The organism is Leptospira saintgironsiae (genome assembly GCF_002811765.1).
In the GTDB taxonomy this organism is placed as follows: Bacteria; Spirochaetota; Leptospiria; order Leptospirales; family Leptospiraceae; genus Leptospira_B; species Leptospira_B saintgironsiae.
The window spans coordinates 72,099-95,088 of sequence record NZ_NPDR01000006.1 but is presented as its reverse complement, the minus strand read 5'-3'; the positions used below and the strand labels follow the sequence as shown (position 1 = coordinate 95,088).

At 39.0% G+C, this 22,990-nt stretch carries 22 protein-coding genes; 10 read left to right on the top strand and 12 right to left on the bottom strand.

Annotated features, from left to right (window positions below):
* The first annotated feature begins 8 nt into the window (after positions 1–8).
* The 3 genes from CH362_RS14105 to CH362_RS14095 all read left to right on the top strand — a co-directional run bounded on the left by CH362_RS14105 (position 9) and on the right by CH362_RS14095 (position 1,837).
* Complete coding sequence (locus tag CH362_RS14105; protein WP_100710972.1) at positions 9–815, top strand: hypothetical protein; 807 nt, start codon at positions 9–11, stop codon at positions 813–815.
* Positions 816–884: 69 nt separating this feature from the next.
* Positions 885–1,304: a DUF3995 domain-containing protein gene (locus tag CH362_RS14100; protein ID WP_244280591.1), complete on the top strand. Its 420-nt coding sequence runs from the start codon at positions 885–887 to the stop codon at positions 1,302–1,304.
* Between the two features lie 107 nt (positions 1,305–1,411).
* On the top strand, positions 1,412–1,837 hold the full coding sequence (locus CH362_RS14095) for an acyl-CoA thioesterase (RefSeq protein ID WP_100710970.1): 426 nt from the start codon (positions 1,412–1,414) through the stop codon (positions 1,835–1,837).
* 50 nt (positions 1,838–1,887) lie between these two features.
* On the opposite strand, the gene CH362_RS14090 is transcribed toward CH362_RS14095, so the two are convergent.
* Positions 1,888–3,375, bottom strand: a complete 1,488-nt coding sequence (locus tag CH362_RS14090) for an aldehyde dehydrogenase family protein (RefSeq protein ID WP_100710969.1) — start codon at positions 3,373–3,375, stop codon at positions 1,888–1,890.
* Between the two features lie 402 nt (positions 3,376–3,777).
* On the opposite strand from CH362_RS14090, the gene CH362_RS14085 reads away from it, so the two are divergent.
* From CH362_RS14085 to CH362_RS14070, 4 genes are all read left to right on the top strand, one after another.
* Complete coding sequence (locus CH362_RS14085) at positions 3,778–5,301, top strand: HDOD domain-containing protein (protein ID WP_100710968.1); 1,524 nt, start codon at positions 3,778–3,780, stop codon at positions 5,299–5,301.
* Between the two features lie 146 nt (positions 5,302–5,447).
* Entirely contained in the window at positions 5,448–6,740 is a 1,293-nt protein-coding gene (locus CH362_RS14080; protein ID WP_100710967.1) for an LruC domain-containing protein, read from the top strand.
* Between the two features lie 109 nt (positions 6,741–6,849).
* Entirely contained in the window at positions 6,850–7,899 is a 1,050-nt protein-coding gene (locus CH362_RS14075) for a PAS domain-containing sensor histidine kinase (RefSeq protein ID WP_100710966.1), read from the top strand.
* Positions 7,896–8,570, top strand: coding sequence for a response regulator (locus CH362_RS14070; protein WP_008594648.1), 675 nt, complete (start codon positions 7,896–7,898; stop codon positions 8,568–8,570). The genes CH362_RS14075 and CH362_RS14070 overlap by 4 nt, the downstream gene beginning before the upstream one ends.
* On the opposite strand, the gene CH362_RS14065 is transcribed toward CH362_RS14070, so the two are convergent.
* The 4 genes from CH362_RS14065 to CH362_RS14050 are packed head-to-tail and all read right to left on the bottom strand — an operon-like array spanning position 8,567 to position 13,861.
* Positions 8,567–9,172, bottom strand: coding sequence for a DUF1554 domain-containing protein (locus CH362_RS14065; RefSeq protein WP_100710965.1), 606 nt, complete (start codon positions 9,170–9,172; stop codon positions 8,567–8,569). The genes CH362_RS14070 and CH362_RS14065 overlap by 4 nt on opposite strands.
* A 3-nt stretch (positions 9,173–9,175) precedes the next feature.
* Entirely contained in the window at positions 9,176–10,003 is an 828-nt protein-coding gene (locus CH362_RS14060) for a hypothetical protein (protein WP_100710964.1), read from the bottom strand.
* A gap of 9 nt (positions 10,004–10,012) precedes the next feature.
* The gene (locus CH362_RS14055) at positions 10,013–11,524 is read right to left on the bottom strand and encodes a FecR family protein (RefSeq protein WP_100710963.1); all 1,512 of its coding nucleotides are present in this window, start codon (positions 11,522–11,524) and stop codon (positions 10,013–10,015) included.
* A gap of 3 nt (positions 11,525–11,527) precedes the next feature.
* On the bottom strand, positions 11,528–13,861 hold the full coding sequence (locus CH362_RS14050; protein ID WP_100710962.1) for an adenylate/guanylate cyclase domain-containing protein: 2,334 nt from the start codon (positions 13,859–13,861) through the stop codon (positions 11,528–11,530).
* Positions 13,862–14,013: 152 nt separating this feature from the next.
* On the opposite strand from CH362_RS14050, the gene CH362_RS14045 reads away from it, so the two are divergent.
* Genes CH362_RS14045 through CH362_RS14035 form a run of 3 tightly spaced genes read left to right on the top strand, consistent with a single transcriptional unit; the run spans position 14,014 to position 16,786 of the window.
* Positions 14,014–15,033 carry a mechanosensitive ion channel family protein gene (locus tag CH362_RS14045; RefSeq protein ID WP_100711133.1) on the top strand — a complete coding sequence of 340 codons (1,020 nt, stop codon included), beginning with the start codon at positions 14,014–14,016 and terminating at the stop codon, positions 15,031–15,033.
* 49 nt (positions 15,034–15,082) lie between these two features.
* Complete coding sequence (locus CH362_RS14040; protein WP_100710961.1) at positions 15,083–15,940, top strand: LA_0991 family prenyltransferase-like protein; 858 nt, start codon at positions 15,083–15,085, stop codon at positions 15,938–15,940.
* 42 nt (positions 15,941–15,982) lie between these two features.
* Positions 15,983–16,786 (top strand): SDR family oxidoreductase, encoded by an 804-nt coding sequence (locus CH362_RS14035; RefSeq protein WP_100710960.1) that lies wholly within the window; start codon positions 15,983–15,985, stop codon positions 16,784–16,786.
* Positions 16,787–16,947: 161 nt separating this feature from the next.
* On the opposite strand, the gene CH362_RS14030 is transcribed toward CH362_RS14035, so the two are convergent.
* The 7 genes from CH362_RS14030 to CH362_RS14000 form a co-directional block, all read right to left on the bottom strand.
* Entirely contained in the window at positions 16,948–17,898 is a 951-nt protein-coding gene (locus tag CH362_RS14030) for a class I SAM-dependent methyltransferase (RefSeq protein WP_100710959.1), read from the bottom strand.
* Positions 17,895–18,554, bottom strand: a complete 660-nt coding sequence (locus CH362_RS14025; RefSeq protein ID WP_100710958.1) for a M15 family metallopeptidase — start codon at positions 18,552–18,554, stop codon at positions 17,895–17,897. Before CH362_RS14025 ends, CH362_RS14030 begins: the two co-directional genes overlap by 4 nt.
* Before the next feature lie 136 nt (positions 18,555–18,690).
* Positions 18,691–19,245, bottom strand: a complete 555-nt coding sequence (locus CH362_RS14020; RefSeq protein WP_100710957.1) for a C40 family peptidase — start codon at positions 19,243–19,245, stop codon at positions 18,691–18,693.
* Positions 19,246–19,317: 72 nt separating this feature from the next.
* A complete protein-coding gene (locus CH362_RS14015; protein WP_100710956.1) occupies positions 19,318–20,262 on the bottom strand; it encodes an alpha/beta fold hydrolase in 945 nt (314 codons plus the stop codon).
* 18 nt (positions 20,263–20,280) lie between these two features.
* Positions 20,281–21,081, bottom strand: a complete 801-nt coding sequence (locus CH362_RS14010; protein ID WP_100710955.1) for an SDR family NAD(P)-dependent oxidoreductase — start codon at positions 21,079–21,081, stop codon at positions 20,281–20,283.
* Complete coding sequence (locus CH362_RS14005; protein WP_100710954.1) at positions 21,078–21,926, bottom strand: metal-dependent hydrolase; 849 nt, start codon at positions 21,924–21,926, stop codon at positions 21,078–21,080. Before CH362_RS14005 ends, CH362_RS14010 begins: the two co-directional genes overlap by 4 nt.
* Positions 21,927–21,972: 46 nt before the next feature.
* Positions 21,973–22,935 carry a M24 family metallopeptidase gene (locus tag CH362_RS14000; protein ID WP_100710953.1) on the bottom strand — a complete coding sequence of 321 codons (963 nt, stop codon included), beginning with the start codon at positions 22,933–22,935 and terminating at the stop codon, positions 21,973–21,975.
* Positions 22,936–22,990: the final 55 nt, after the last annotated feature.

Genomic DNA, 22,990 nt, shown 5'->3' with positions numbered 1-22,990 from the left:
CAATAAAAATGAAAAGAAAAAGTTTTATAGCCTTGGTTTTCGCATATTCAGTTTTTATAATTCCACTTTTGTCGACCCCAGATAATGAAGAAAGGCCAGTACATCCAAACCTGAACCAGGAATTAGCAGTATATAATAAAGTTTATGTTGCTGGAACAGCTACAGATAGAACTCCCAGACAGGAAGACGGATATGAAAGAGATAGAAAGATCTCCGCATCAGGCGAAATGAAACTTTCGGATTCATTTTCAGTAACTGCAAATTACGGATATATAGATCATTATTCCACTACTAGAAAGATCTGGAGTGGCTGGGATAGATGGGCAGTAGGCGCAAAATATTATGTAAAAACAGATTTTGCATCATTCGGGGGTGGAGTTCAGTTTTTCGGACCATCTGTTTCTCAACCAAGAGAGGCAGATATCAATCCAGATCTATTTTTGATCCGAGCCTATTTTGGAGGATTAAAAAGATTCGGTGCATTTTCAATCCAAGGAACTGCAAACTTTGAGTCTGAAACAAATTCCTCCGGAAAAGAAACTGCAGAAGAGAGTTTTAAAAGATTCTTATATTCAGGACTAACTCTTTCGTATAGTCTACCTTCTAAAACAAATTTACTTTTAGAATTTAATCATAGAACTACTGTATCAAATACGATTACACCATACTCGGATTATTTTGTGATTGCTCCTGGGATACAATACCCTACAAACCAAAACGGATATCTAACATTTTCTTTGATGTTACAAACAAGGACAGATTCAAATATAGATCGTGGATTTAAAATAGGATATTTATATTTTTTCGGAGATTAAAACCTTCTTACTCAAAACCAAAGTATAAGATTGCTGGACAAACTGAAAGTTTTACGCGGAAATATACGGATGGAAAAGATCTTAGGTTTAATCACAGCTTCCATTCTATTCTTCTTATCCGCATTACATATCTACTGGGCATTCGGTGGAAAATTGACATCAGTCACAGTCATTCCAGAAACAAATGGCAAACCTACATTCGTTCCAAGTAGAGGATTAACCTTACTTGTAGCGCTTGCACTCTTTGGATTTGGTATAGTCGCACTCTGGGCCTCTGGCAATATTTTTTATCCAAATAAGACAAGCTCAATATTCTCCCTCTCGATCTCATTCATCTTTTTAGGAAGGGCAATCGGAGATTTTAAGTTAGTTGGTTACTTTAAAAAAATCAAAAATACCAAATTTGCAAAATACGATTATATAGTTTATTCCCCTGTTTGTATTCTTTTGGGAATTTCTTATCTCTATCTTGGCTGGATAAATTTCTAATCCTATACTTTGTTTTTCCAACCAATAAATAATTTGATATAAAACAATAATTTTACATTTTCCAAATCTTCACACTTTCAAGTTTAGAAGAATAGGAGAAGAAGCAAATGCAAATTTCTAAATCATTCTTTTACGAAATCCCCGTCCTATGGAGCCAATGTGATCCAAATGGTCATTTGAATGTTGGAAACTTCCAAGTATTCCTACATGAAGGTCGAATGGTCGCATTGGAAGAAGCAGGCCTTTCCTTCTCTCAAATGAAATACGAAAACATAGGCCCAATGATCTTAAGGGGAGAAACAGATTATAAGGCAGAAATTCGTTATCCGGATACTGCCTTAATAGAAACTCAGTTTGGTGAAATCTCAGGCTCCAGATGCAAGGTGTTTCAAAAATTAATCCGAAAATCAGACGGTAAAGTTTCCTGCGAATCCATCTCTCATTGTATCATGTTTGATTTCGGCAAAAAAAGACCTTGGAAATATACGGATAATTTTCTGGAAGGACTGGGGCTTTTGGGAAGTGCAAAATAAAAAAAGCCCTCCGAAGAGGGCTTTCAAATCGAAGAAAGTAGAAGATGTTTTTAAACGAAGAACTTCTTAGTGAATTGAAGCATTTTATCCACGAAACCTGTGTAAGGTGGATATAACATTTCAATCGAAGAGAACGGAGCTTGTTTGAATACAGACTTCTCGTGAGAGAATGTTCTGAATCCATACCAGCCATGATAGCTTCCATGTCCAGAGTGATTGATCCCTCCGAATGGAAGATTTGGGTTCGCTAAGTGTACGATAACGTCATTCACCGCTGCTCCTCCGGAAGATGTTTCCTTGAGAACTTTGTTGATATGTTTGTTATTACTTCCGAACACATAAAGTGCGAGTGGTTTTGGTTTAGATAGAACCTTCTCCACTGCTTCGTCCAAATTTTTGTAAGTTAGTATAGGAAGCACTGGTCCAAAGATCTCGTCTTCCATGATCCTTGCATTTGCTGGAACATTAGCGATCAATGTAGGCTCAATATAGTTTTGAGAAGAATCTGTTTCTCCTCCCATTACTACTTTTCCACCTTTTTCGACTGCTTCGTGAATGTATCCAGAAACCCTTTGGAAGTTTCTTTGGTTTACTAAACGACAGAAGTCTTTGTTACTTTTGATATCAGCAGAACTTTCTCCATAAAAAGATTTTACTGCAGCCTTCGCTTGTTTTACGAATTCTTCAGTCTCCCCTTCTGGCAGAAGTAGATAGTCAGGCGCAACACAGGTTTGTCCTGCGTTCATGATCTTTCCCCATACCAATTTTTGAGCAGCCTTTTTCAAGTTTGCTCCAGGTACGATGATAGCAGGAGATTTTCCTCCTAACTCTAAGGTTACTGTAGAAAGATTTTTAGCAGCAGCTGCCATTACAATTTTTCCTACATGAGTACTTCCGGTGAAGAAGATATGATCGAACGGTAACTCCATTAGAGCCGTTGAAACTGTATGATCTCCTTCAAATACCGCAACTTCTCCTTCTTGGAAGGTCTCTTTTACTAGTTTAGTAAGTAGTTTAGAAGTTTCAGGTGTGAACTCAGAAGGTTTAATGATCGCAGTATTTCCTGCGGCAAGCGCTGCAGTTAAAGGAGCAATCGCAAGATAGAACGGATAGTTCCAAGGAGAAATGATCAGAGTCACTCCCTTTGGTTCATAAGAAATAGAACTTCTTGCTCCAAAGAGTGAAATCGGAGTTTTTACTCTTTCCGGTTTCATCCAAGTTTTTACGTGTCTGATCGCGTCTTTTAATTCCGCGATAGAAGGCATAACTTCAGTTAAATCCGTTTCGTGAGGAGCTTTTCTAAAATCATTTTGTAAAGCCTGTTTGATTTCTGGGGTAAGTCTCTCTACTGCCGCCAGTAATTTTTTCAATAATACGACTCGATCCTTGGCTTTGGATACTTTCAGAACCTTATGAAAATGACGTTTTTGGACATCGAATACTCTTTGCATCTCCTTAGGGTTCGCAGCGGGAAAAGAAGCCGTTCCGCTGGAAGCGGGAGAGACTGAGCTCGCCGGTTGTGTAGCTGTGCTGGACATGAGGGGTCTCCTAAGTTCTAACATTCTTCCGGTTGATCCGGATTGGTAGAGAACCAAGGTATAATTTCATCAAATTAAGGAATTTGGTGCAACCTTTTTATTGAATGATCATTCCGTAACTTTTCAATAAAATATACCCCACCTGGACCCAAGTCGCTTTATATTCAACCCGTTATGATAAAAATTTTCCTACCTAAACAAGTGATAGATTAGTCCAAAAGGATTATTTTCTATTGACGTTTTTGGAAATTTATTTCTGACAAGAATTGAAAGATAAATATTTCTATTGGTTATTTTTTATAAGTTTGATCCGTATAATTCGCTTAGCAGAATCTTATTTTTCATATATAAGTTTCGCTAATTCTTGACAGAGACCACTAACGTTTTTCAGAGTTACATGATATGAGCCAAGGGAAAACCCTAGAACTTTTCCATCACAAAGACCAAGGTATATTCAGCAATCTGAAGGACCTAAATCATCCTATTTCGGAAAATATCCCGTTTCATTTTAAATTTTTCAATCTTACTGAGAGCGTGGATAGCATTCTCTCCAAGACACTGGATCGTTATCTTTTACATTTAGATATCATATTCGTAAGGGATTCTGTGCTTGCGGCGATGAAAGAGACCATTACTAACACCATCAAAGCAAATATCAAAAGGATCTATTTTAGAGAACTCCAGGCGGATATCCAAAATCCTAGCGTTTATCGCAGCAAGATCACTGGTTTTAAACAAACTTATCTGGATAATAAGGAGAAGTATGAGGATCTTCTCTTTAAAAACAATTACGTTGTACTAGTTTCTTTCATTCACAATAAGGACGCGATACGTATCCGTGTGATGAATAATGTAAAACTCAGTCCGGAAGAAGTAGATCGTATCAACGAAAGGATCGAAAAAGCAAAAACATATAACGATCTTGCAGAAGCATTTTTAGAAAAAGGTGACGAGACAGAGGGCGCAGGACTTGGACTGATCATGACCCTTATGATGTTAAAAAACGATGGTCTTGGCGCAAGTTCCTATAAAGTAGAAAGCCAAGGCAATAATACTTCTGTCATCATTGATATTCCTATTCGTATCCAAAAAGAGAATGTCCAGATCCAAAAAGCAGAAGAGATCATCAAGGAAGTAGACCAACTTCCTACATTCCCTAAAGCAATCCAAGATATCCAAGTTGCGATTGATAAACCGAATTCAAGTATCGGCCAGATCGCCGAGATGGTGAAGAAGGACGTGGCTCTTTCTGCAAACATTCTGAAACTATCCAACTCGGCAGCTTTCCGCAGAGGGAACAAAGTTGAATCTTTGGATAGAGCGATCCAGCTTATCGGTTTGAAAGAGTTGCAGGTTTTATTATATTCTCTTGGAACAAAACAGATCCTGGAGACCAAATTCCCAGCATTCTTAACAATTTGGGAAAAATCCAATCAATGTGCGTATTACTGTAAATTGATCGCTCAAAGATTAACTATGCCTAAGGACGCAATGAGTAATCTGATGTCAGCGGCGCTTCTTCATGATATAGGAGAGATCATTCTTCTTTCCTTGGAACAAGAACGTATGGGCAAGATCCAAAATTATTCTGCATCCAAGGAAATAGCTTCTTCCCTTTCTATGGAAGAAGCTGCATTCGGTATCACTCATACTAAGATCGGTGCATTGATCGCTGAAAAATGGAATTTCCCTGATCTATATTCTAAGGCTATGGAATTCCATCATAGACCTCAATTGGCAGAAGATCAGTACAAGGAGATCATATATCCTATTTATCTGGGAGATATGATGATCAAGATCAATAATGAAGAAGCCAAGTTCTCAGAGATCCCTGAAGAAGTGCTGAAACATTGTAAGTTTTTCTCTTCCGGTGATTTCCATTCTTTCCGGACCAAAGCTTTAGAAAGTTTCCAAGCTACTGCATAATTCGCCGGTACTCCGGCAATTAGAGATTTCTTTCGAACAAAGTACCAAAAATAGTATTAGCCGAAGGTTCTAGTAATCTAAACCTTCGGGTGTATTGCTTATTGAGGGGATATAAGCATAATCATGACATCCGTACGGGTGCATCTATGACAAAAAAAATCCTAATATGCTTTTTGGCCTCTCTCAGTATCTCTTTCGCCTCCTGCACATCCTCCAGCGATCCTAATTACGCGTGGTTGATGAGTCTTGTAGCAGGATCCACTGCGGTGCAGGCTCCATCCGGTCCTACTGATTTCGGAATCGATATCAATGACGAGACCGCTCCTGTTGATTTCGTATTCGATACTACTCGCACAATCACAGTAAATGTTCAAGTAATAGATCCTGTTGCTCCGGTGAACGGTTCTATGGTGCAAGTTACTGTACCTTCTGCCACACCTGGCGCCGCTAGTAATAAATCCGTCTTCAAAGCTTATACAAATCCAAGCGGAGAAGTTACCGGTAGTTTTACAATTGATGGTGATACTAAAACAGTTCATCTAACTGTAGAAGCTTACGGTAAGTTTTATGAAGCAGATATTTCTATCGTAACTGTAAGTAAGGTGGATAGAAGGATCTCTATTAGTTTTACTGCGACCGGTCAGCAGATCATAGACACTGATGGAGACGGTGTACAAGATTTCGAAGATGTATTCCCAAATGATCCTACAAGAGTAAGTTCTATCCGAGTTCCTGCTGAAGATTATTATACCACTTCGTATGAAGACTTATTTCCTAAACAAGGAGATGCTGACTTCAACGACTATGTGATCCGTTCTTATTTTGAAGAAGATCTAAACAAATTCGGTGAAGTAGTACGAGTGAGAGGTTATTTCACTCATGTTGCTAAGGGCGCTGGGTATAATCATACTCTTCGTTTCGGATTGCCTGGAGCAAGTGTAACAAGTTATTCACTTCTACGCTATGCAGCGGACGGAACTACATTGGAAGAAAACTTAAGTGGAACTCCTGCATCGATCTCTGATCTGGAAATTTTAGGAAATAGCTCTACTACAATTTCTAAATCAAACGCATCTAAAACGGATACTGTTTTCGTAAAAGGTAAAACCGCAAAATTAGAAGTAATACTTTCCGCTCCAATTTCTAAACTGGTGCTTGGGCCTGCTCCTTATGATACATTCATACGAGTGGTTAATACCGGCAAAGATATACATGCTGCAGGTAAGTATTTCGATGCAGAAGGTAAGGACATCTATAGAGATGCTACTGGATTCCCTTGGGTACTTCTTGTGCCTGGAAACTTCCAATGGCCTTACGAAGCTACTGACATACGTAACTCCTATCCTACTTTCAAAACATGGTATGAATCTCTTGGAACCACCAATACGGATTGGTTCCGAACTCCGAATACTTCGGAAGTGTTTCCAGCTACGCCCTAATTTGGGACTCCTGAAAGAGTAAAAGCAACCTCCCCCTTCCCTCATTCGGCCGAGGGGAGGGGTTTTTTTCCTTTTCGAGCCATAAGCCGGACTATATCCTGAACTTTAAGTGGCTTCAGGACTCCTCAAACGAAAAGATACCAAACAATCGGGCTCATACTCCGGTAAGGAGCAGGCCTCTAAATTCCTATCTCTGGTAGAAGAGATCTCCCCTATTGTAGCCTTGGACGAAAACAATATTGTCCGATTTGCAAACGCGTCCTTTAAAAAAGAATTCAGACTTAGATTTGCAAACCCAGCAGGTAAAAACCTATTTAACCTATTAAGATTAGATACAAAAGAGGAAGCTAACCTAAGAGAAAATCTTCACAAGGCTCTAAAAACAAAATTACAAAACCAGGAATTCAAAAAAGGAAAGAAGTCCTACGGATATTCTATCTTCCGATTCAAAGATAGCCTGGGTATGATCCTAAAAGATATTACAGAAAATAAAAAGTTAGAAAAGAAGATCGCAACTCTCCACACTCAGGTACTCGCTTCCCAAGAAGAAGAAAGATCCAGACTCGCCAGAGAACTTCATGACGGAGTTGGACAACTTATACTCGCTGCAAAATTACATTTCCAAGCGTATCAAAAATCGGAGAAGGAACATCCTGAATCTTTCGGCTCCGGCCTAGGGCTTATCGATCGAGCTAGCCAAGAACTTCGCGAAATTTACACAAATTTGCAACCTTCTTCCTTAAAAGAACTTGGACTGGAAGCTGCATTAAGCTCTCTAGCGAACCAAATTTTTCCGATACAAAAAATTAAAGTAAAATCCGAGTTTAGAGTTCCCGAAAAAATTCCTCAGGAAATACAGAACCAAGTTTTCAGAATATTACAGGAAATTTGTGCGAATATTTTGAAACATTCCCAAGCGAATAAAGTGGAGTTAAAGATCTTTTCTGAAAAAGATACATTGGTAGTTTCTGTAAAAGATAACGGAAAAGGATTTAAAGAAAAAGAAGCCAGAATAAAATCTACCGGAAACGGATTGGAAAATATTCGGAGAAGAACAGAGGACCTGAACGGCACTCTCTTTTTAGAAACGGAACCAAACAAAGGTACTCATTATGTGCTTAGGATCCCGTTAAAAAAACGTTCCAAGGAGAAAGTATGAACGCCCAACCCTCCGTTTGCAAACTCTATCTTGTAGACGACCACGCAATCTTAAGAGAAGGTCTTAGACTGATCATTTCCGGACAAAACGATCTGGAGATTATCGGTGAAAACGGGAACGCCGAACAGGCGCTAGACGAAATCGGTAAATTAGAACCCGATATTCTAATCACAGACATTTCCATGCCGGGAGTTAGCGGTATTGACCTCGTAAAGGGAGTCAAAAGATATTATCCAAAAGTCCAGGTCATCATTCTGTCCAGACATGATAACGAAGAATACATCCAAAAACTGGTGGATCTTGGTATCAATGGTTACGTTCTTAAGGACGATGCTGGAGAGGATCTACTAAGAGCAATCGATGCTGTTCGCAGAAAGGAAACTTACCTAAGCCCAAGGATTGCAACTCGTGTTCTTTCAGGAATAGGCCGCAAAAAAACTGGGGAACTTCAGGAAGAAGGCCCATCCGTATTCTCAGTACTTTCCGACAGAGAAAGACAGATCTTAAAATTGATCTCTGAGGGGAATTCCAACGAGAAGATAGGAAAACTTCTTCATATATCCCCTGCTACTGTAAAAGTGCATAGAGCAAACATCATGAAAAAGTTGGACTTACACAAGGTTGCAGACTTGGTAGTCTACGCAATCCGTGCTGGTATTGTAGAGAGTTAATTTCTAACGCAAAGCAAAGCTTTAGGCTGATCGCATCCATCCGAGAAGCCTTGGTTGAAACTATCAATGCTGCTACTACCAGCGTTCGCGGTTCCATAATCTCCAAAATCTGTAGGAGCAGAGCTTCCCCAGCTTTGGCAATCGTCTGGGCTAAGAGCAAAACTTGAACTGATACCTGTCCAATAATTTCCAGATCCAGGAATTCCGGTCGCATTATCCATAGAACTTGTAGGAATTCCGGAACTGTTTGTATGAAAGATCAAAGTCTCTCCAGGATTCATCGCATAATAATTCGTATTTGGAATTAAGGGCCAACCCACCCCACCCGGAACTCTGGAAGAAGAAGCAATCAGCGCCACGTATTCCAAAGCAGATCCAGGTAAACTTGGAACCTCTGCAGTCTTTGCACTTTGGCAAATCAGATCTGCTCCTCCAACCCCTCCTAAATTTCCCATATTGGTTGAAGTAGTAACAAACAGATAACGTGTTTTTCCTAGAAGTCCCAAGAGAATGATCTCATCTCCGCCTGGAAACGGTTTGGAACAAGAATAACTAAAAAGCCCGGAAAGAAGAAGGACCAAAGAATAAATTCGAAGAGCCATAGATCAAAAGCTCCTTGTATATTGGACTTCCCATCTATTCTGAGAAAATCCGGTATTTGCAAAAGTATTTAGATTTCCGCCTCGATCAGGACTCACCTTGAATTGAACGGTATCCCCTTGTGGAAGTTTATTTTCCAACCAAAGAGAAATTGCTACACTTAGGATTGCCACTCCACCAATAAAAACCTGATTGTTTTGGTGCATTTCATATTCTTTCTTATCATTCTCTCTTGCCTGCCAAAGATAAAGAGTGAATGAAGAAGGTAGATTTAAACTTAAGACAGCAATATTCATCGGGTCGTTTAACGGTTTTGAGGCGAGAATATTCCCCGACTCTCTTTCTGAATTTCCTAGATAAGCAAGAGCTCCAAACCACGCCCAGATACTGTAAGATTTCCAACGTTCCCCTTTAGAATAATATCCTGTTCCAGGTATCCAAACAAACTTGGAGGTTTTAATTCCTTTACTCGCCTCTTCTTTTTCAGCCAAGGCGACTGCCTTAGGACGGTCTTGTTCCACTTTAAAATTAGTCCAAGGAGTATAAGAAGAAGGTTTTCCGAATCTGTTCAATGCGGCGATTCTGTATTCGTAGGTTCCTGCTTCTAAGGAAAATTCTATCTCATTCTCAGAAACTTTCTTTTCTAAGAATAATTCTTGAGGAGGTTCTGTTTTTCGGACTTCTACCACGTAACCGCGGCTTCCTTTTACTTCTTTCCATTCTATATAATATACGAAACTTTTTTTCTCAGCGAATACACCTGAGGATACGGAAAAGAATATTAGAATAAACTGAAATACGATAGCGAAAGTTTTTCCGCGGAACAAGAACATGCCTTCTCCTTAAGGGCGGGCGCCACTGGATTTTGTTTCCGGGGCTTCCAATTCTTCCCTAAGTAATATTTTGAAATCCGCTTCTGATCTTAGGTTAGGGTCCGTATCCGATTCTATGGTCCACCTGAATGTTCCTATATCCAGTTTTTCCAAGTCTTTGAATACCAACCGATCCCCTTTTGTCTTTTTTTCGTAGATTAGCTCGTCACCTGAGCCTCTCTTATAGAAAAGACGAAATTTCCATTCGCTTTGTTTCTGTTTGGCGGAGAATTTCCAACGGAAAGAGATACTTTCTTTGCCAGTCATGTCCACCAAAGTGCCGTTTTTCGGGAAATCCACGGAAAGATCCGAACTCGCTTGAGTTTCTAAAGTCGTAACAATCTCTTGTTTTGTATCCGCGACTTGGATGACAGGAAGAGAGATAGAAAATTTACGTATTTCAGAAAATGTCTCTGTTCCAGCAAGATTCGTATAAGATTGTATTCTCCAATAATAAGTACCGGGATCTAATGTGAGTGAAAAATTCGTGCGGAATACCTGGGTCTCTGATAAGGCTCCAAAATTTGGATCATTAGAGATCTGCAATTTATAACCGCTTGCTATCTTTTGTTTTGCCCAGGAGAAGGCGACGGTCCTATCTTCTTGAGAAAGATCTTTTTTAGGATAATGTAATTCTACTGGAAAATTGGGAAGAACTCTGAACTTTCTGACCTCAGATATTTTTTTACCGTCTTTGGAATTGATCCTCCAATAATAGATCCCTTCCGGAAATTTTTGTTTATAATAAGGCTCTTTAGCGGGTCTTTTAGAAATATAAACTGAGAAGTCTCGTCTAGGAGAAATCTCTAATATACCTTCTTCTCCGCCTTCCCATCGAAATTCAACTGTCTGTTCTAATTCTGCAGGAAAATATCTATGAGAATCTTCAGGACTTACAAGACCCCAATTTTGATTCAGTTTATTTCCGTTTAGAGAACTTTCTTTTTCGCCTAATGTTTGTTTGACTGTTCCATCTTCGGACCATTCTACCTGTCCTCTTTCTACATCTACTCTTGTACCGTCCGCATTTCTGGTGACTTGGAATTTAGAACCTAGTTCTGCTTCTAAACCTACTGTCCCAGCGATTACAGACAGGACTTTTTTTCCACTCTCTACTAGTATATTTCCTTCATTCAGATCTAAATTTTCTTTGTTCTCTTTTAATTGGAGAACCACCATGGACTGAGGATCTAATTCTATACGAGTACCTGATTTTAAAAATACTACTGCTTCCGATGCTTCGTCTGTTCGGATAGAATCTCTATCATATACAGGCATTCCTTGGTCCAGATCTTCCCATAACATTCTGTCTGGAAATTTTCTTTGAGCTGTTTTGTATCGAAAAGAGACGGTCCCCATAATCTCTTTTCCGACTCCCCCGTTTGATTTAGATTCAAAATATAGGAGATATAGAGATAGGAAGAGTACAAGGAAACAACCTATACCTACCTGCCATTCTCTTTTATAAATTCTCCAATCCATATCTTAATCCGCAATAGCCTTGGAAGGAGAATCAGGTTCAGGTATTCCACAAACCTTGCGGAGTTCTTGTAAATTTTTAGGGCAGTCCGGATCTTCTAACCAACCTAATACTGCATAAAGTTTTTGTGGTTTTTCTTTTCCTCTGATCCAAACAGGAGGAAGTTCTTCGAATTTATAATGATCCTTTACTTTTTCATAAGATGTTTCCGAAACAAGTATATCTGTTCCGAATTCTTTCGTTAAATATTCTATACGAGAGGCAAGATTGACTGCGTCTCCGATAACTGTGAACTCCAGTTTTTTTTCAGAACCGATCTGACCTACTACCACTGGTCCTGTATTAATTCCACATCCGAATCTTGCGAGAGGCCTTCCAATCTCGTTTCCAATACGATTGAATTCGAATAAGGCGCTTCTCATCAGAAGTGCGGAGTTGATCGCATTTCTTGCATCATTTTCATCAGTGTACAATGCGCCCCAGTGAGCCATGATCGCGTCTCCGATGAATTTATCCACGATACCTTCTGTGAGATAAATACATTCCACCATTTCGGTGAAATATGCGTTTAAGAAATCTACCACCTCACTTGGTTTTAATTTTTCGGACATACCAGTGAAGTTTCTTAAATCGGAGAAGAATACTGTTACGTCTTTCGTGACACCTCCTAAAGGCATATCTCCCGCAAGTGCACGTTCTGCGATTTCTTTGTTCACAAATTTTCCGAAAGTATCTTTGATCTTCTCTCTTTCTTCTAATCCGTGAGCCATTTTTAGGAATGAATTTGTTAGAACTCCTACCTCGTCTCTAGTTACTGGTTTGATCCCTACTTTATAATTTCCTCTTTCAATCTGTCTAGTAGCACTCAATAGATTAACAAGTGGAACAGTTAAAGTTCTGGAGAATAGGAATACCACTAAGAATGCAAGACTCAAGATTGAGATCAGAATATAAAAGTTCTGCCTTCTAATCCTATAAACTGCTTCGAAAGCTTTGTCCGCTTCGATGGAAGACACAACTGCGAGGTTTCCATCTTCTAATTGTTGGAAAGATCCTAGGGTTTCTTTTCCTTCAAAGATAGAAGTTTGAGATCCATTGTCTGCAGGACTTCTTAATAAAAATTGGACTAATGGATTTTTAGAATAATCTTTTGCAGAAATAGTTTCGGATTCTTCTGTGTGAGCAATTAATCTTCCCCGCGAATCTACTACCCAAATAGCAAATAATTCAGTTTGTAAAGCAGACCTGGCAGATTCCCATAGATCTTGAGGAGAAATTAAAAAGAAACCGAGTCCTTTTCCGGATTTATCCTTCTCTATAAAAAGTACTGCAGGAAATCCAAACTTAGAGCTGATATTTTCTAACCGAGTGGATTCGAATTCGGAGGCGAAAAATTTTTCTTTTTCTTCTTTGGGAATGGAAACCCATAAAGCACGGATCTCATCTTCTTCTTTCCTAAGATCTCGAACAAATCTTGGATTAAAAACAAGTGATGATTCTCCCTGCTCGTATTTCCCCCAGGCCAGAATTTTAGGATGAGTGGAAAAAAATCCTGAGATATAATTGGGAGGAGAAGTTTTTCTAGAATCAGAACCTTTAGAAGGTCGAAGATCTCTTTTATCCGAAAACTCGGATGATTTGCTAGAAAGTTCTTTGATCCTAAGACCTACTTGCAGTCCGGTCAATCTCGCCAAACTTAAGTTATATTCTTGGATCAAAGATACAGTATAATTCCGGAAAAGGCTTGTAGCAAGTCCGATCACAAGTCCCATACTCACCACTACAATTGCAGAAACGATCGCAAGAAGTTTAACTCGAATAGTAATTCTAGACGCTTTAAAGTCTTCTCCATGATTTTTAGGAGGCTCTTGCTTTTCTTTTCTAGATTTTTCAGGAGTTATATTAGGAGAATATGATGTATATACTTTGGTAGGTTCTTTTTTTTGACCGGAAAGAATCTCCTCCATCAATTTTACGAATTCGTTGGATTCGTTTTCGGAATAACAAACGAGTACAGATCCTAAATGAGATCTAAGGAAACGATCTAATTTTCGTGCAGAGTCCGGGGAAGAACGGAACTTTGCTCCATCCATCGTAGAAAGACGTATCTTATCTTCTTGGAGCTTTTTTACCAAATCTCTGAATAGCTGGCTATTTTTCCAGCCGCTTGCTTCTGATTTCGTTCCCCAAAAAACTACCTCTTGGATACCTCTAGTATGGATCTCATCCATCCATTCAGAAAGATTTATACCTTCTTCTGGAAAATGTTTAGAGTATGCGGACATAGTGTCCGTCAGAGGAACTTCTAAAATTTGATTTTTTCCGACTCCCTCTTGCATGGGGATAGGAGTCTCTGAAATCTCCCTAGTTTGTCATTACAAAATCCAATTTTATCCCCCTCTAGATTTGCCCTCGGTTTGCCACATAATTCGGCACTTCCATTTTTTCTTTTCTAGAAAATACTTCCTCTTAATTTGGGAGAATGATTTGGATGGACTCGATTTTAGGTTCTAATTGGTTGTTAGGAGCAATTTCGGTTATTTCCGGAATTCTTTTGGGTTATCTTTTTGGCGGTTTCATTGTTCCGAGACTTGCAAAAACTCTTACGAAAGATCAGTTAGACACCAAACATCCTCTTTACACTGCACTTCTTTCCTTAGTTAGATTTTCCTTTTTTATCTTTGGATTATATACTGCTCTTCGATTCTTAAAATTAGATGTTTCCTCGGAAGAAAAAATTTCTCTATATCTAAAAGTATTCGGGATCTTGGTATTTACATTTTCCTTTGCAAGGGTTGGTTCCGGAGCTTTTACTTTGTATTCTTCAAAGGCAGAAGGCCTTCTACCCTCCGCATCTATATTAAACAATATAGTTAGAATGTTGATCTTACTCACTGGAGGTTTGGTCGCATTACAAACTTTAGGTATCTCCGTTACTCCAGCTTTGACTGCATTAGGAGTAGGAGGTCTTGCATTTGCATTAGGTTTGCAAGAAACTCTTTCCAATTTGTTTGCAGGACTTGGAGTTTTACTCGGGAAAAAAGTATCTGTAGGAGATTATATTTCTTTAGAAACAGGAGAAGAAGGTCTGGTAGAAGATATCAACTGGAGAACCACTTCGCTCAAAAAAAGAAATGGAAGTACGATTATTATTCCGAATGCTAAGATGTCCAAGACTACATATACTAATTATAGTCTTACAAACACAGGACTTTGGACTGAATTAGAGATCAGTATTCCTAAAGAAGGAAATATAGAGAAGTTAGAATCCATACTTGGTCAGGCAGCAAATTTTTCCTTAACTCAGATTTATGGAAAAAGTGGTTATAACGAATCCAAAATTTCGTTTCGTTATGTTTCTTTCGGACAATCTAATATTGATTTGGTGATCCATCTTCCCTTAAAAAATATAGATGACTCTGGACAAATTAAATCCATTTTCATAAAATCCTTGCATTCTCAATTTAGATCAGAAGGAATCGATAACATATCCGCGAAAGCAGTAAAATAATTCGAATCAAACTAATCTATTCGCGGAAATCAGTCGTAATAGAGATCGTATGCGAAACGTTTTAGAAAACAAACTTTGGTTTTACGCTCACGTCCTCAGCTTGGATGTATGCCTTGGCGTTTTAGGTTCCGGAGCCTTGGCCGCAATAGTAACGGGCGCCAAGATGAAAACAGTTTGGTGGTTTCTTCTTCCCCTAAGCGTTTGGGTCATCTACACCTTAGATCATTTATTAGATGGAAAGAAGGTGGGAGAAGATTCAATCAACCCGCGTCACAAATTCCACTACGATCATTCCAAAGTTTTGACAATACTCTGCACAATTGCGGCAATCATTTCCGCAGTTCTCGCATTCTTATTATTAAGAGAGATCGTTTTATTAGGCGGAGTATTATTATCAGCTTTGGCTATTCTTCATCTAGGGATCGCTCGTTGGGGAAAGATACGTTTCGGAAAAGAATTCTCAGTAGCATTGATCTATACTTTAGGTGTCTGGTTCGGTCCTCTATTGGTTGTAGGGTTTCGTTCTTGGACAGTTCCCCTTCTTCTTTTCTTATTCTTTTTAGGCACCGTTCTAAATTTAGTAATGAACTCTCTCATGGAAGCAGAGTTAGACGCTAAGGAAGGCCAAGTTTATCTATTAGGAGTTCTCTCTCCGAAGCTTGCTAAGGAGTGGGTATTACGATTGTCCTTGCTCGGATTTCTGGCTGCCTTAGTATTGGCCGGCGGAATAAGGAAATGGGCGCCGGGCACCTCGGTTTCGGCCTCTTTGGTGATCGCTCTGATCTGTGCAGTTCCGGGAGGAATACTGCGTTACGCAGATAAATTCCAAGATTCTCAAAAGTATAGGATCCTTGGAGAAGGTGTTTTTATCTTGGGATTGTTCCCTTGGTTTTTAAACTCCTTCTAGATCCTAATGCCGCCTAAGAAATTTAATATCGGAGATAAAAATATGGGAGAATTTTTCAAAGACAAAGTTGTATGGATTACTGGAGCTTCTTCTGGGATCGGCGAGTCTTTAGTAAAAGAAGCCGCGAGAAGAGGAGCGACATTAGTTCTTTCTTCTAGGAGAGAAAAAGAACTCAAAAGAGTTCGCAAAGAAAACGGACTAACAGATTCAAATAGCATGATCCTTCCTTTGGATCTAGAAGATTATAAAAAGTTAGGAAAAGCTCCCAATCAAGTTATCAAAACTTTCGGAAAGATAGATGTACTTATCAATAATGGTGGGATCAGCCAACGTTCCTTCGCTCATGAAACTTCCATCGAGACTTATGAAACTCTTATGAAAGTGAACTACTTCGGTAATATTGCTCTGACTCTTGCTGTACTTCCTCATATGAGAGAGAGAAAACAAGGTTGGGTTTCCACAATTGCGAGTGTTGCGGGACTTATCGGAGTTCCATTGAGAACTGGATATTCTTCCACAAAATTTGCTTTAACTGGTTTTTATGAAGCACTTAGAGCAGAAAATACGAAAGAAAATCTGAAAGTTACGTTGGTATATCCTGGTTTTGTGAAGACTAATATTTCGCATAACGCGCTCAAAGGGGATGGAAGTCCTCAGAAAAAAATGGATAAAGTAATCGAGAATGGAATCGATGCAGACGAATGTGCACGCAAAATTCTGGATGCGATCGAGAATGAAGATCTGCAAGTGATCATCGCAGGTGGAAAAGAGAAATTCGGTCTATTCTTAAGACATTACTTCCCTAAATTTTTTGCGAAATTTTTGTCTAAGACTTCAGTTACCTGAGTGTAGGAATTCCTACCGCATTTTTTTAAAAACGACCCCCACCCTGCGTTGGGATTGGGGGGAGTGGCCCGTGGGAGTCCCTTGCCCTATATCATAAAACTGTAAGATCTTCAATCACAAATTTGGAGTGGTCTCGTAGGAGCTCCAACAAATTTGCAATCCTACTTCTTCATCTTCCAAACAAATCGGATCTTTTCATTTCGAAAATCTTCCGGATGAGTTTGTTTCGTAATATCCTGGATATCTTCCCAAAGAAGTTCGTCTGCTTCTAACTTGAACTTTCTAAAATTTGTAGAGAAAAAGAGAACTGCACCTGGCGCGGAAAAATCTCTAAAGATTGAATTTAGTAGGAAAGAATAATCTCTTTGTACATCAAAAATATCTCTCATCTTCTTGCTATTTGAGAATGTAGGAGGATCTACTATGATAAGATCGTATTGTGTTCTTTTAAGATTTGTCCGTTCCCTTTTCAACCATTCTGTAATATCTTCTCTAATAAACTCATGCTCTTCGTGAGACAATCCGTTGAGTTCGAAATTTTCTTTGGACCAATCCAAATATTTTTGAGAAAGATCCACGCTGGTAATTTTTTCTGCGCCACCATCAGCAGCATAAACTGAGAATGCTCCAGTATAAGAATATAAATTTAGAACATTCTTCCCAGAAGCTTCTTTTCTAAAAAGATCTCGAGTAGTTCGATGATCCAAAAAAAGACCTGAATCTAGATAATCGCTTAAGTTTACTTTAAACTTCAATCCACCTTCATTCGCTTCAATGGATTTTTCTTGGGTATCTAACTTTTCGTATTGTAGATTTCCCTTTTTACGTTCTCTGGTTTTCCAAAACAAATTTTCCGGAGCAAGTTGAAGAATTTCAATTATAAAGTTTCGGATTGTATTTCTTTCCGATTCTCTTTCTTCATCGGACATCGGATAAGAATTTAAGTATTCAGAGACTAAACAATAATTTTCATAAAGATCTATTACGATTGGAACCTGGGGGATATCACGATCGTAGATCCTAAAGCAAGTGATCCCTCTTCTTCTCGCCCATTTTTTCCAATGTTTGGACATCCTGGTCAGGCGATTAGAGAACATTTCTAAATGTTTCATTTCTCCCAAAGTTTTGGATCCACCTCTACTAAGGGATAAACTTTTGCATCCCCGTCGTTATAATGCCACCATTCAGAACTGATCTGTTTGAATCCATGCTTTGTTAGAATTCCAACCAGGACTTTCAGATTTTTAGAAACAGTTGGCTCCAAGTCCTTACGTAAAGGAGAAGCTTTATAAGTGAATTCATCGTAAGGACTTGGCATTTCCAATTCATTTCCTTCCGAATCTATTAACGTGAGATCCACTGCTCCGCCTCGATTATGAACAGAGCCACCTTTTGTCGGATTTCCAACATATCTTGGATTTGGGACCTTCTCCCATAAAATTTTTTGTGCGTAAGGGGGACGATATCCATCCCAAATTTTGATCTTATATCCATACGTTTGGAATTCTAAGTTGGCTGCTTTTAATTTTTCTGCAGTTTCTTTTCGGAGTAAACAAGTTTGAAAAGGATAGATGATGGAGCCAGTAAAATTTTCAGGAGTAGAATAACGAAGATCTATCTCTATATTTGGGTCTATATCTTTTACGTTTACTAATCCTTTTTCGATCTTTAAAGGAGGAGGGCTTTCTTCTAATTTAAGGACTGGAGGTTTTTGGCAATAGAAGAACGTAAGCAGAATTAAGATCAGACCAAAACCACGAACTCTCATGCAAGGACGATTTCAGCCCTTAAACTCTGTGTCAATCAATACTGAATCAGTGGTTTCAGGAACGAAGCGACTATAGTCCGTCCTAAAATAAAGGTTATCTATCAATATTAGTTCACGGGCTTCAGGAGCGAAGCGACTATAATCTTCCAGCCAATACAAATCTGGTCTTATAGTAATTCTCATCCAAGGAATTAACCGTTACACCTTTCACCACGGAAGCATGTACAAATTTTCTATCCTTGAGATAGACCCCAACATGACTGATCTTCTCGCCGTATATATTAAAAAATACTAAATCTCCCTCTTGCAGATCTGATTCGGAGATCTTTTTGACCTGCTTGGAGATACTTTCGGAAGAGCCTGAAATTGTTTTGGAATATGCTTTTTTGACCAACTTTGCAGCAAGACTAGAACAATCTATTCCTGATTCGTCTTTCCCATTATCTCTATGAGGAGTTCCGATCCAATGTTGAGTTTCTTTGAACAATTCCAAATTATCTCTGGGATCGATCTCTAATTTCCAAGTTTCATAAAAATATTTATGAACTTCTTTATCGGATAAGGATTTTGCCTGATCTGCGACAAGTACCAGGGCGAAAAAAGGTATGATCAAAAAAGAAAGTGCTCCCGAGTTTGGGAGAACTTTCTCTTTCCATAAAACTAGAATTTTTTGGATTCCGTCCGAGATCATGCATATCTGACCCTTTTAGAACGGATCTGGTTTCTTTTTTTCTAGTTTAGACCGATTACTATTTTACGTTTTTCAGCCGATCTCCCAGACAAATTCTCTGATCTTTTCACTCACCATGTCAGGCATTGTTCTTTGAATCCAATGATTGCTATCATATGTATATTCTTTATAAGAATCACAAATCCTTTCATGAAGTCTGTATAACTCCGGTCGGATCGCAAAATCTTTGAGTGGAATTAGAACCTGGACTGGAGCCTTGATATGTTTAGGTTCCGGATACTTCTCTCCTCTAAGCAGCTCTCTATATAAATTCACATTGGAAACTGTTGTAGCAACAATCTCTTCTTTGGATTTATTTCTAAGAGTATCGTTCTTTGGAACTCCTCCAGTATTCATTGTGTACTTCCAGAAAAATTTACTGAAAGTTCTCCAGATCCATTCAGGCACAAAAGGAATTTGGAAATATAGAATGTACCAAGATCTTTTGAGCTGAGAAAGTGCTTTGTATAGGGAAAGTGGATTTCCAGAAAGAGCCATTTGGAAAGCACTCCTACGCCCAAGAACCGGATGAGGTCCACCCATTGCAGTATATGATTTTGCCCAAACTGATTTTTGTTCGTCTGCAACAAAGGCCCAACTGATGAGAGATCCCCAATCATGAGCAACAAGATGTACAGGCTTATCATTACCTACAAATCGGATCACAGATTCAAGATCTTCGAATATTCTACGAACATTATATGCTTTTTGTTTTTTAGGCTTATCGGACTTTCCGGAACCTCTTAGATCCAGGGCGGCCACATTATAATCCTCTTTTAAGGATTCCATCTGGTAGGACCATACCCTATGATCGTCAGGATATCCATGAACGAATAGGACTGTAGGTCTGTTCGGTCTTTCTTTCGCTGTATGATTATATTTCACATACAAAGAAACATCACCATTATGAACAAAGGTTTCTTTAAAAGCCTCAGTTCTTTCTTTTTTTACTCCGTTTTCCAGTTGGGTAGCCGCCATATTTTCGCCTCTTTTCGTTTAAGAAAATTTTTGTCCGAGCCTTTCCATTCCTCTTAAGAAACCAGGAGACAGTCTGGTCAAAAAGCGCAATAACTTCGCAGTAAATCCTGGGAATACATGCATCTTTCTTTTTTCTATCCCTCTTACTATGGCTCGAACTACCATTTGAGGGCTGTCTACGATCAAAGAAGGAACTACTTTAGGTTTATCTGTTCCAAATTGTTGAGAATGTAGTATGTTTGTGTTCGCAAAGAAAGGATACACGTTAGTCGTATATATTCCTTGGTGTCTATAACCTGAATCTAATGCTTCGCCCAATGCTCTGATCCCAAATTTAGAAACAGAATAATATACTAACTCACCTGGCGCTGTAATCCCTGCGCAAGAAGATAGATTTACGATCTGTCCGTATTTTCTTTCCAACATTGCAGGTAAGAATAAACGAGAAAGATAAATTGGAGCGTATAGGTTTACATCCAAAATCAATTTCCATTTGTCCATTGGAACATCCAGTAATCTTCCGCCGAATGCTAAGCCTGCGTTATTTACTAGAATATCTATCTTAGGTTGGATCTTAATCGCTTCTTTATAAGCTTTTTCGCAACCTGATTCGCTGCTTAAGTCCGCTGCAAAACTTCCAAGTATTTTGCCTGGAACTGATTTAGAATTTTCTAAATAGAATTCAGCCTTGGTTTCAGGTGCTTTCATATCAGTAAGCACTAAATTGGCGCCTTTCTTTAACAGTTGTTTGGTTAATTCTTTACCGAAACCACCGCTTGCTCCGGTGATTAAAACATTTTTCCCGCTTAGTCTGCTCATGCAATTTCCTTGTATTTATGCTCTGGCGATTCGAATATTATCTTACTTAATTCCAGATTATCTTCTTGTTCCGGATGAAAATTAGGACGGAAGTATCTGAAGAATGCACCCAGCGCATGAAAGAAGACCTTTTCGTCTATAAAGATAAAACGAAAAGCATCTTTTCTGGTTTTCCATTTAAAAGTAAGTCCCTCTTGCCATAAAAGAATTTCAGCGCCTATAAATGTTGCCGCCCAGAATACGATTGTCACTCCAAGGAAAGTGATCATTCTTCTAAAATAATTTCCGCTGATATCCAAGAACACATCGTAGGCAGCTGATTTGTGTTCTATCTCTTCTGCTGCATGCCATTCCCAAAGACGTTTCATCTCTGATTCTGCTTGGTCTAATGCCTTAATTTGAAGACCTATAGTAGCAACAAGAGAAGTATAATGTTCCGCGCCTGCAGTTGCCGCCAAACAAGACTTAGCTGGTAATACTTTTTCTACAAAGTTTACAAAGAATGAATTCACAAAATCAGTGAATGTTTTGATCTTAAAGCCCTGGTCTTCTAGGATTTTCCAGGTTTTTTTATGCTCTCCCGCGTGCTGGGCTTCTTGGCCCATGAATGCTTTTGCATTTCTGAGAACTCTCGGATCTTTAATGTTTGGTAGGAATTTCTGGATACTTCTGATAAAAAATCTTTCCCCATCCGGAAAAAATAAAGTCCAGGTATTCAGAATATGGGTTTTATAAGCGGAACCGTCCATCCAATGTTTACTGGTGCCGTTCTCGCTAAATTCGAATTTAGGTTTTCTGACCGGATAAAAATGAAAATCCTTATCCTGTAATATTTCGCTGCTCATCATAAGCCTTCTAAATTAAATATTAAAATTATTGAATGTATTTCAATTAAGCCGGGACTTTTTCTTTTTGTTTTTTAGCGCCTGTGACTGGTTTAGAAGATTTAGATCTTTTCTTCTCCTTCCAAAGACGAACATGAGGAAGATCCTCATCTAACCAATACGCAGTGGAATCTGTAACTACTAGGATTTCTTCCCATTTTGCTCCGAAGGATTCTGATTCTTTTGAGCCAGAATAAATCTTACCAATATGAGGTTCTACTGCCCAGAGTCCTGGCTCCGCTCTGAAGTCGGAACCTTCTCCCCATAATGGAGAATGTCCTGAAACTCCAGGAATCAGATCTTTTATCATTTGAGGGAATAAGTATGCGAATGTTTGGAATGGAAATCCATTCACTCTTCCGCCTGGGAAATTATAAGCAGGAAGTCTTCCTACTTTATGACCTAAAACTCCCTGGGGATAGATAGAATGACAGTTAACGTATCCAGATGCACGTATCCTTGCATCCACTTCTAAATAGATTTCGGATAAGGATCTTTCTTCTAAAACTCTTCTTATGATTAATTCTCTGTATTCTTCTAAACTTAAAAGTGCTTTATCATGTTCTGGATTTTCGCCGTATGAAAATGCATAACCAACATCTGCAGCTCTTCCTGCAAACGTAGGAGCTACATCAAGGATCACAGCCATACCTTCTTCTAATCTACGATTAGAGGGTTGGAACTTTCCTCCGAAATGAGGGAGTAAACCTTCTCCTTTTCTTAAATAATTAAGAGAGAGTGGACGTTTGAATCCTCTAAATGCAGTTCTATCTCCAAACCATGCAAAACCATAATGGAAGAAGGACGTGCCTCCAGCGTTTCGGATATAATCGTCAATTTTGCGAGCGGCTTCTTTTTCGGTGATCCCTGGATATAATTCCTTGCGTACGGATTCCACCGCTTCGTAAGCCAAGGCTTGCACTTTGCGGTAAGATTCTAGTTCTTCTTTAGGATATGTTTCTCGGGACATCGGTCTCTTCTCCTTCCTTGCGGAATCCGACAGGAAGGTTTTATCCTAACCGATA

What these genes read in the sequence shown, in the direction of transcription:
- CH362_RS14105 (WP_100710972.1), top strand. Translation starts at nt 9, where the DNA reads ATGAAAAGAAAAAGTTTTATAGCCTTGGTTTTCGCATATTCAGTTTTT.
- CH362_RS14100 (WP_244280591.1), top strand. Translation starts at nt 885, where the DNA reads ATGGAAAAGATCTTAGGTTTAATCACAGCTTCCATTCTATTCTTCTTA.
- CH362_RS14095 (WP_100710970.1), top strand. Translation starts at nt 1,412, where the DNA reads ATGCAAATTTCTAAATCATTCTTTTACGAAATCCCCGTCCTATGGAGC.
- CH362_RS14090 (WP_100710969.1), bottom strand. Translation starts at nt 3,375, where the DNA reads ATGTCCAGCACAGCTACACAACCGGCGAGCTCAGTCTCTCCCGCTTCC.
- CH362_RS14085 (WP_100710968.1), top strand. Translation starts at nt 3,778, where the DNA reads ATGAGCCAAGGGAAAACCCTAGAACTTTTCCATCACAAAGACCAAGGT.
- CH362_RS14080 (WP_100710967.1), top strand. Translation starts at nt 5,448, where the DNA reads ATGACAAAAAAAATCCTAATATGCTTTTTGGCCTCTCTCAGTATCTCT.
- CH362_RS14070 (WP_008594648.1), top strand. Translation starts at nt 7,896, where the DNA reads ATGAACGCCCAACCCTCCGTTTGCAAACTCTATCTTGTAGACGACCAC.
- CH362_RS14065 (WP_100710965.1), bottom strand. Translation starts at nt 9,172, where the DNA reads ATGGCTCTTCGAATTTATTCTTTGGTCCTTCTTCTTTCCGGGCTTTTT.
- CH362_RS14060 (WP_100710964.1), bottom strand. Translation starts at nt 10,003, where the DNA reads ATGTTCTTGTTCCGCGGAAAAACTTTCGCTATCGTATTTCAGTTTATT.
- CH362_RS14055 (WP_100710963.1), bottom strand. Translation starts at nt 11,524, where the DNA reads ATGGATTGGAGAATTTATAAAAGAGAATGGCAGGTAGGTATAGGTTGT.
- CH362_RS14050 (WP_100710962.1), bottom strand. Translation starts at nt 13,861, where the DNA reads ATGCAAGAGGGAGTCGGAAAAAATCAAATTTTAGAAGTTCCTCTGACG.
- CH362_RS14045 (WP_100711133.1), top strand. Translation starts at nt 14,014, where the DNA reads ATGGACTCGATTTTAGGTTCTAATTGGTTGTTAGGAGCAATTTCGGTT.
- CH362_RS14040 (WP_100710961.1), top strand. Translation starts at nt 15,083, where the DNA reads ATGCGAAACGTTTTAGAAAACAAACTTTGGTTTTACGCTCACGTCCTC.
- CH362_RS14035 (WP_100710960.1), top strand. Translation starts at nt 15,983, where the DNA reads ATGGGAGAATTTTTCAAAGACAAAGTTGTATGGATTACTGGAGCTTCT.
- CH362_RS14030 (WP_100710959.1), bottom strand. Translation starts at nt 17,898, where the DNA reads ATGAAACATTTAGAAATGTTCTCTAATCGCCTGACCAGGATGTCCAAA.
- CH362_RS14025 (WP_100710958.1), bottom strand. Translation starts at nt 18,554, where the DNA reads ATGAGAGTTCGTGGTTTTGGTCTGATCTTAATTCTGCTTACGTTCTTC.
- CH362_RS14020 (WP_100710957.1), bottom strand. Translation starts at nt 19,245, where the DNA reads ATGATCTCGGACGGAATCCAAAAAATTCTAGTTTTATGGAAAGAGAAA.
- CH362_RS14015 (WP_100710956.1), bottom strand. Translation starts at nt 20,262, where the DNA reads ATGGCGGCTACCCAACTGGAAAACGGAGTAAAAAAAGAAAGAACTGAG.
- CH362_RS14010 (WP_100710955.1), bottom strand. Translation starts at nt 21,081, where the DNA reads ATGAGCAGACTAAGCGGGAAAAATGTTTTAATCACCGGAGCAAGCGGT.
- CH362_RS14005 (WP_100710954.1), bottom strand. Translation starts at nt 21,926, where the DNA reads ATGAGCAGCGAAATATTACAGGATAAGGATTTTCATTTTTATCCGGTC.
- CH362_RS14000 (WP_100710953.1), bottom strand. Translation starts at nt 22,935, where the DNA reads ATGTCCCGAGAAACATATCCTAAAGAAGAACTAGAATCTTACCGCAAA.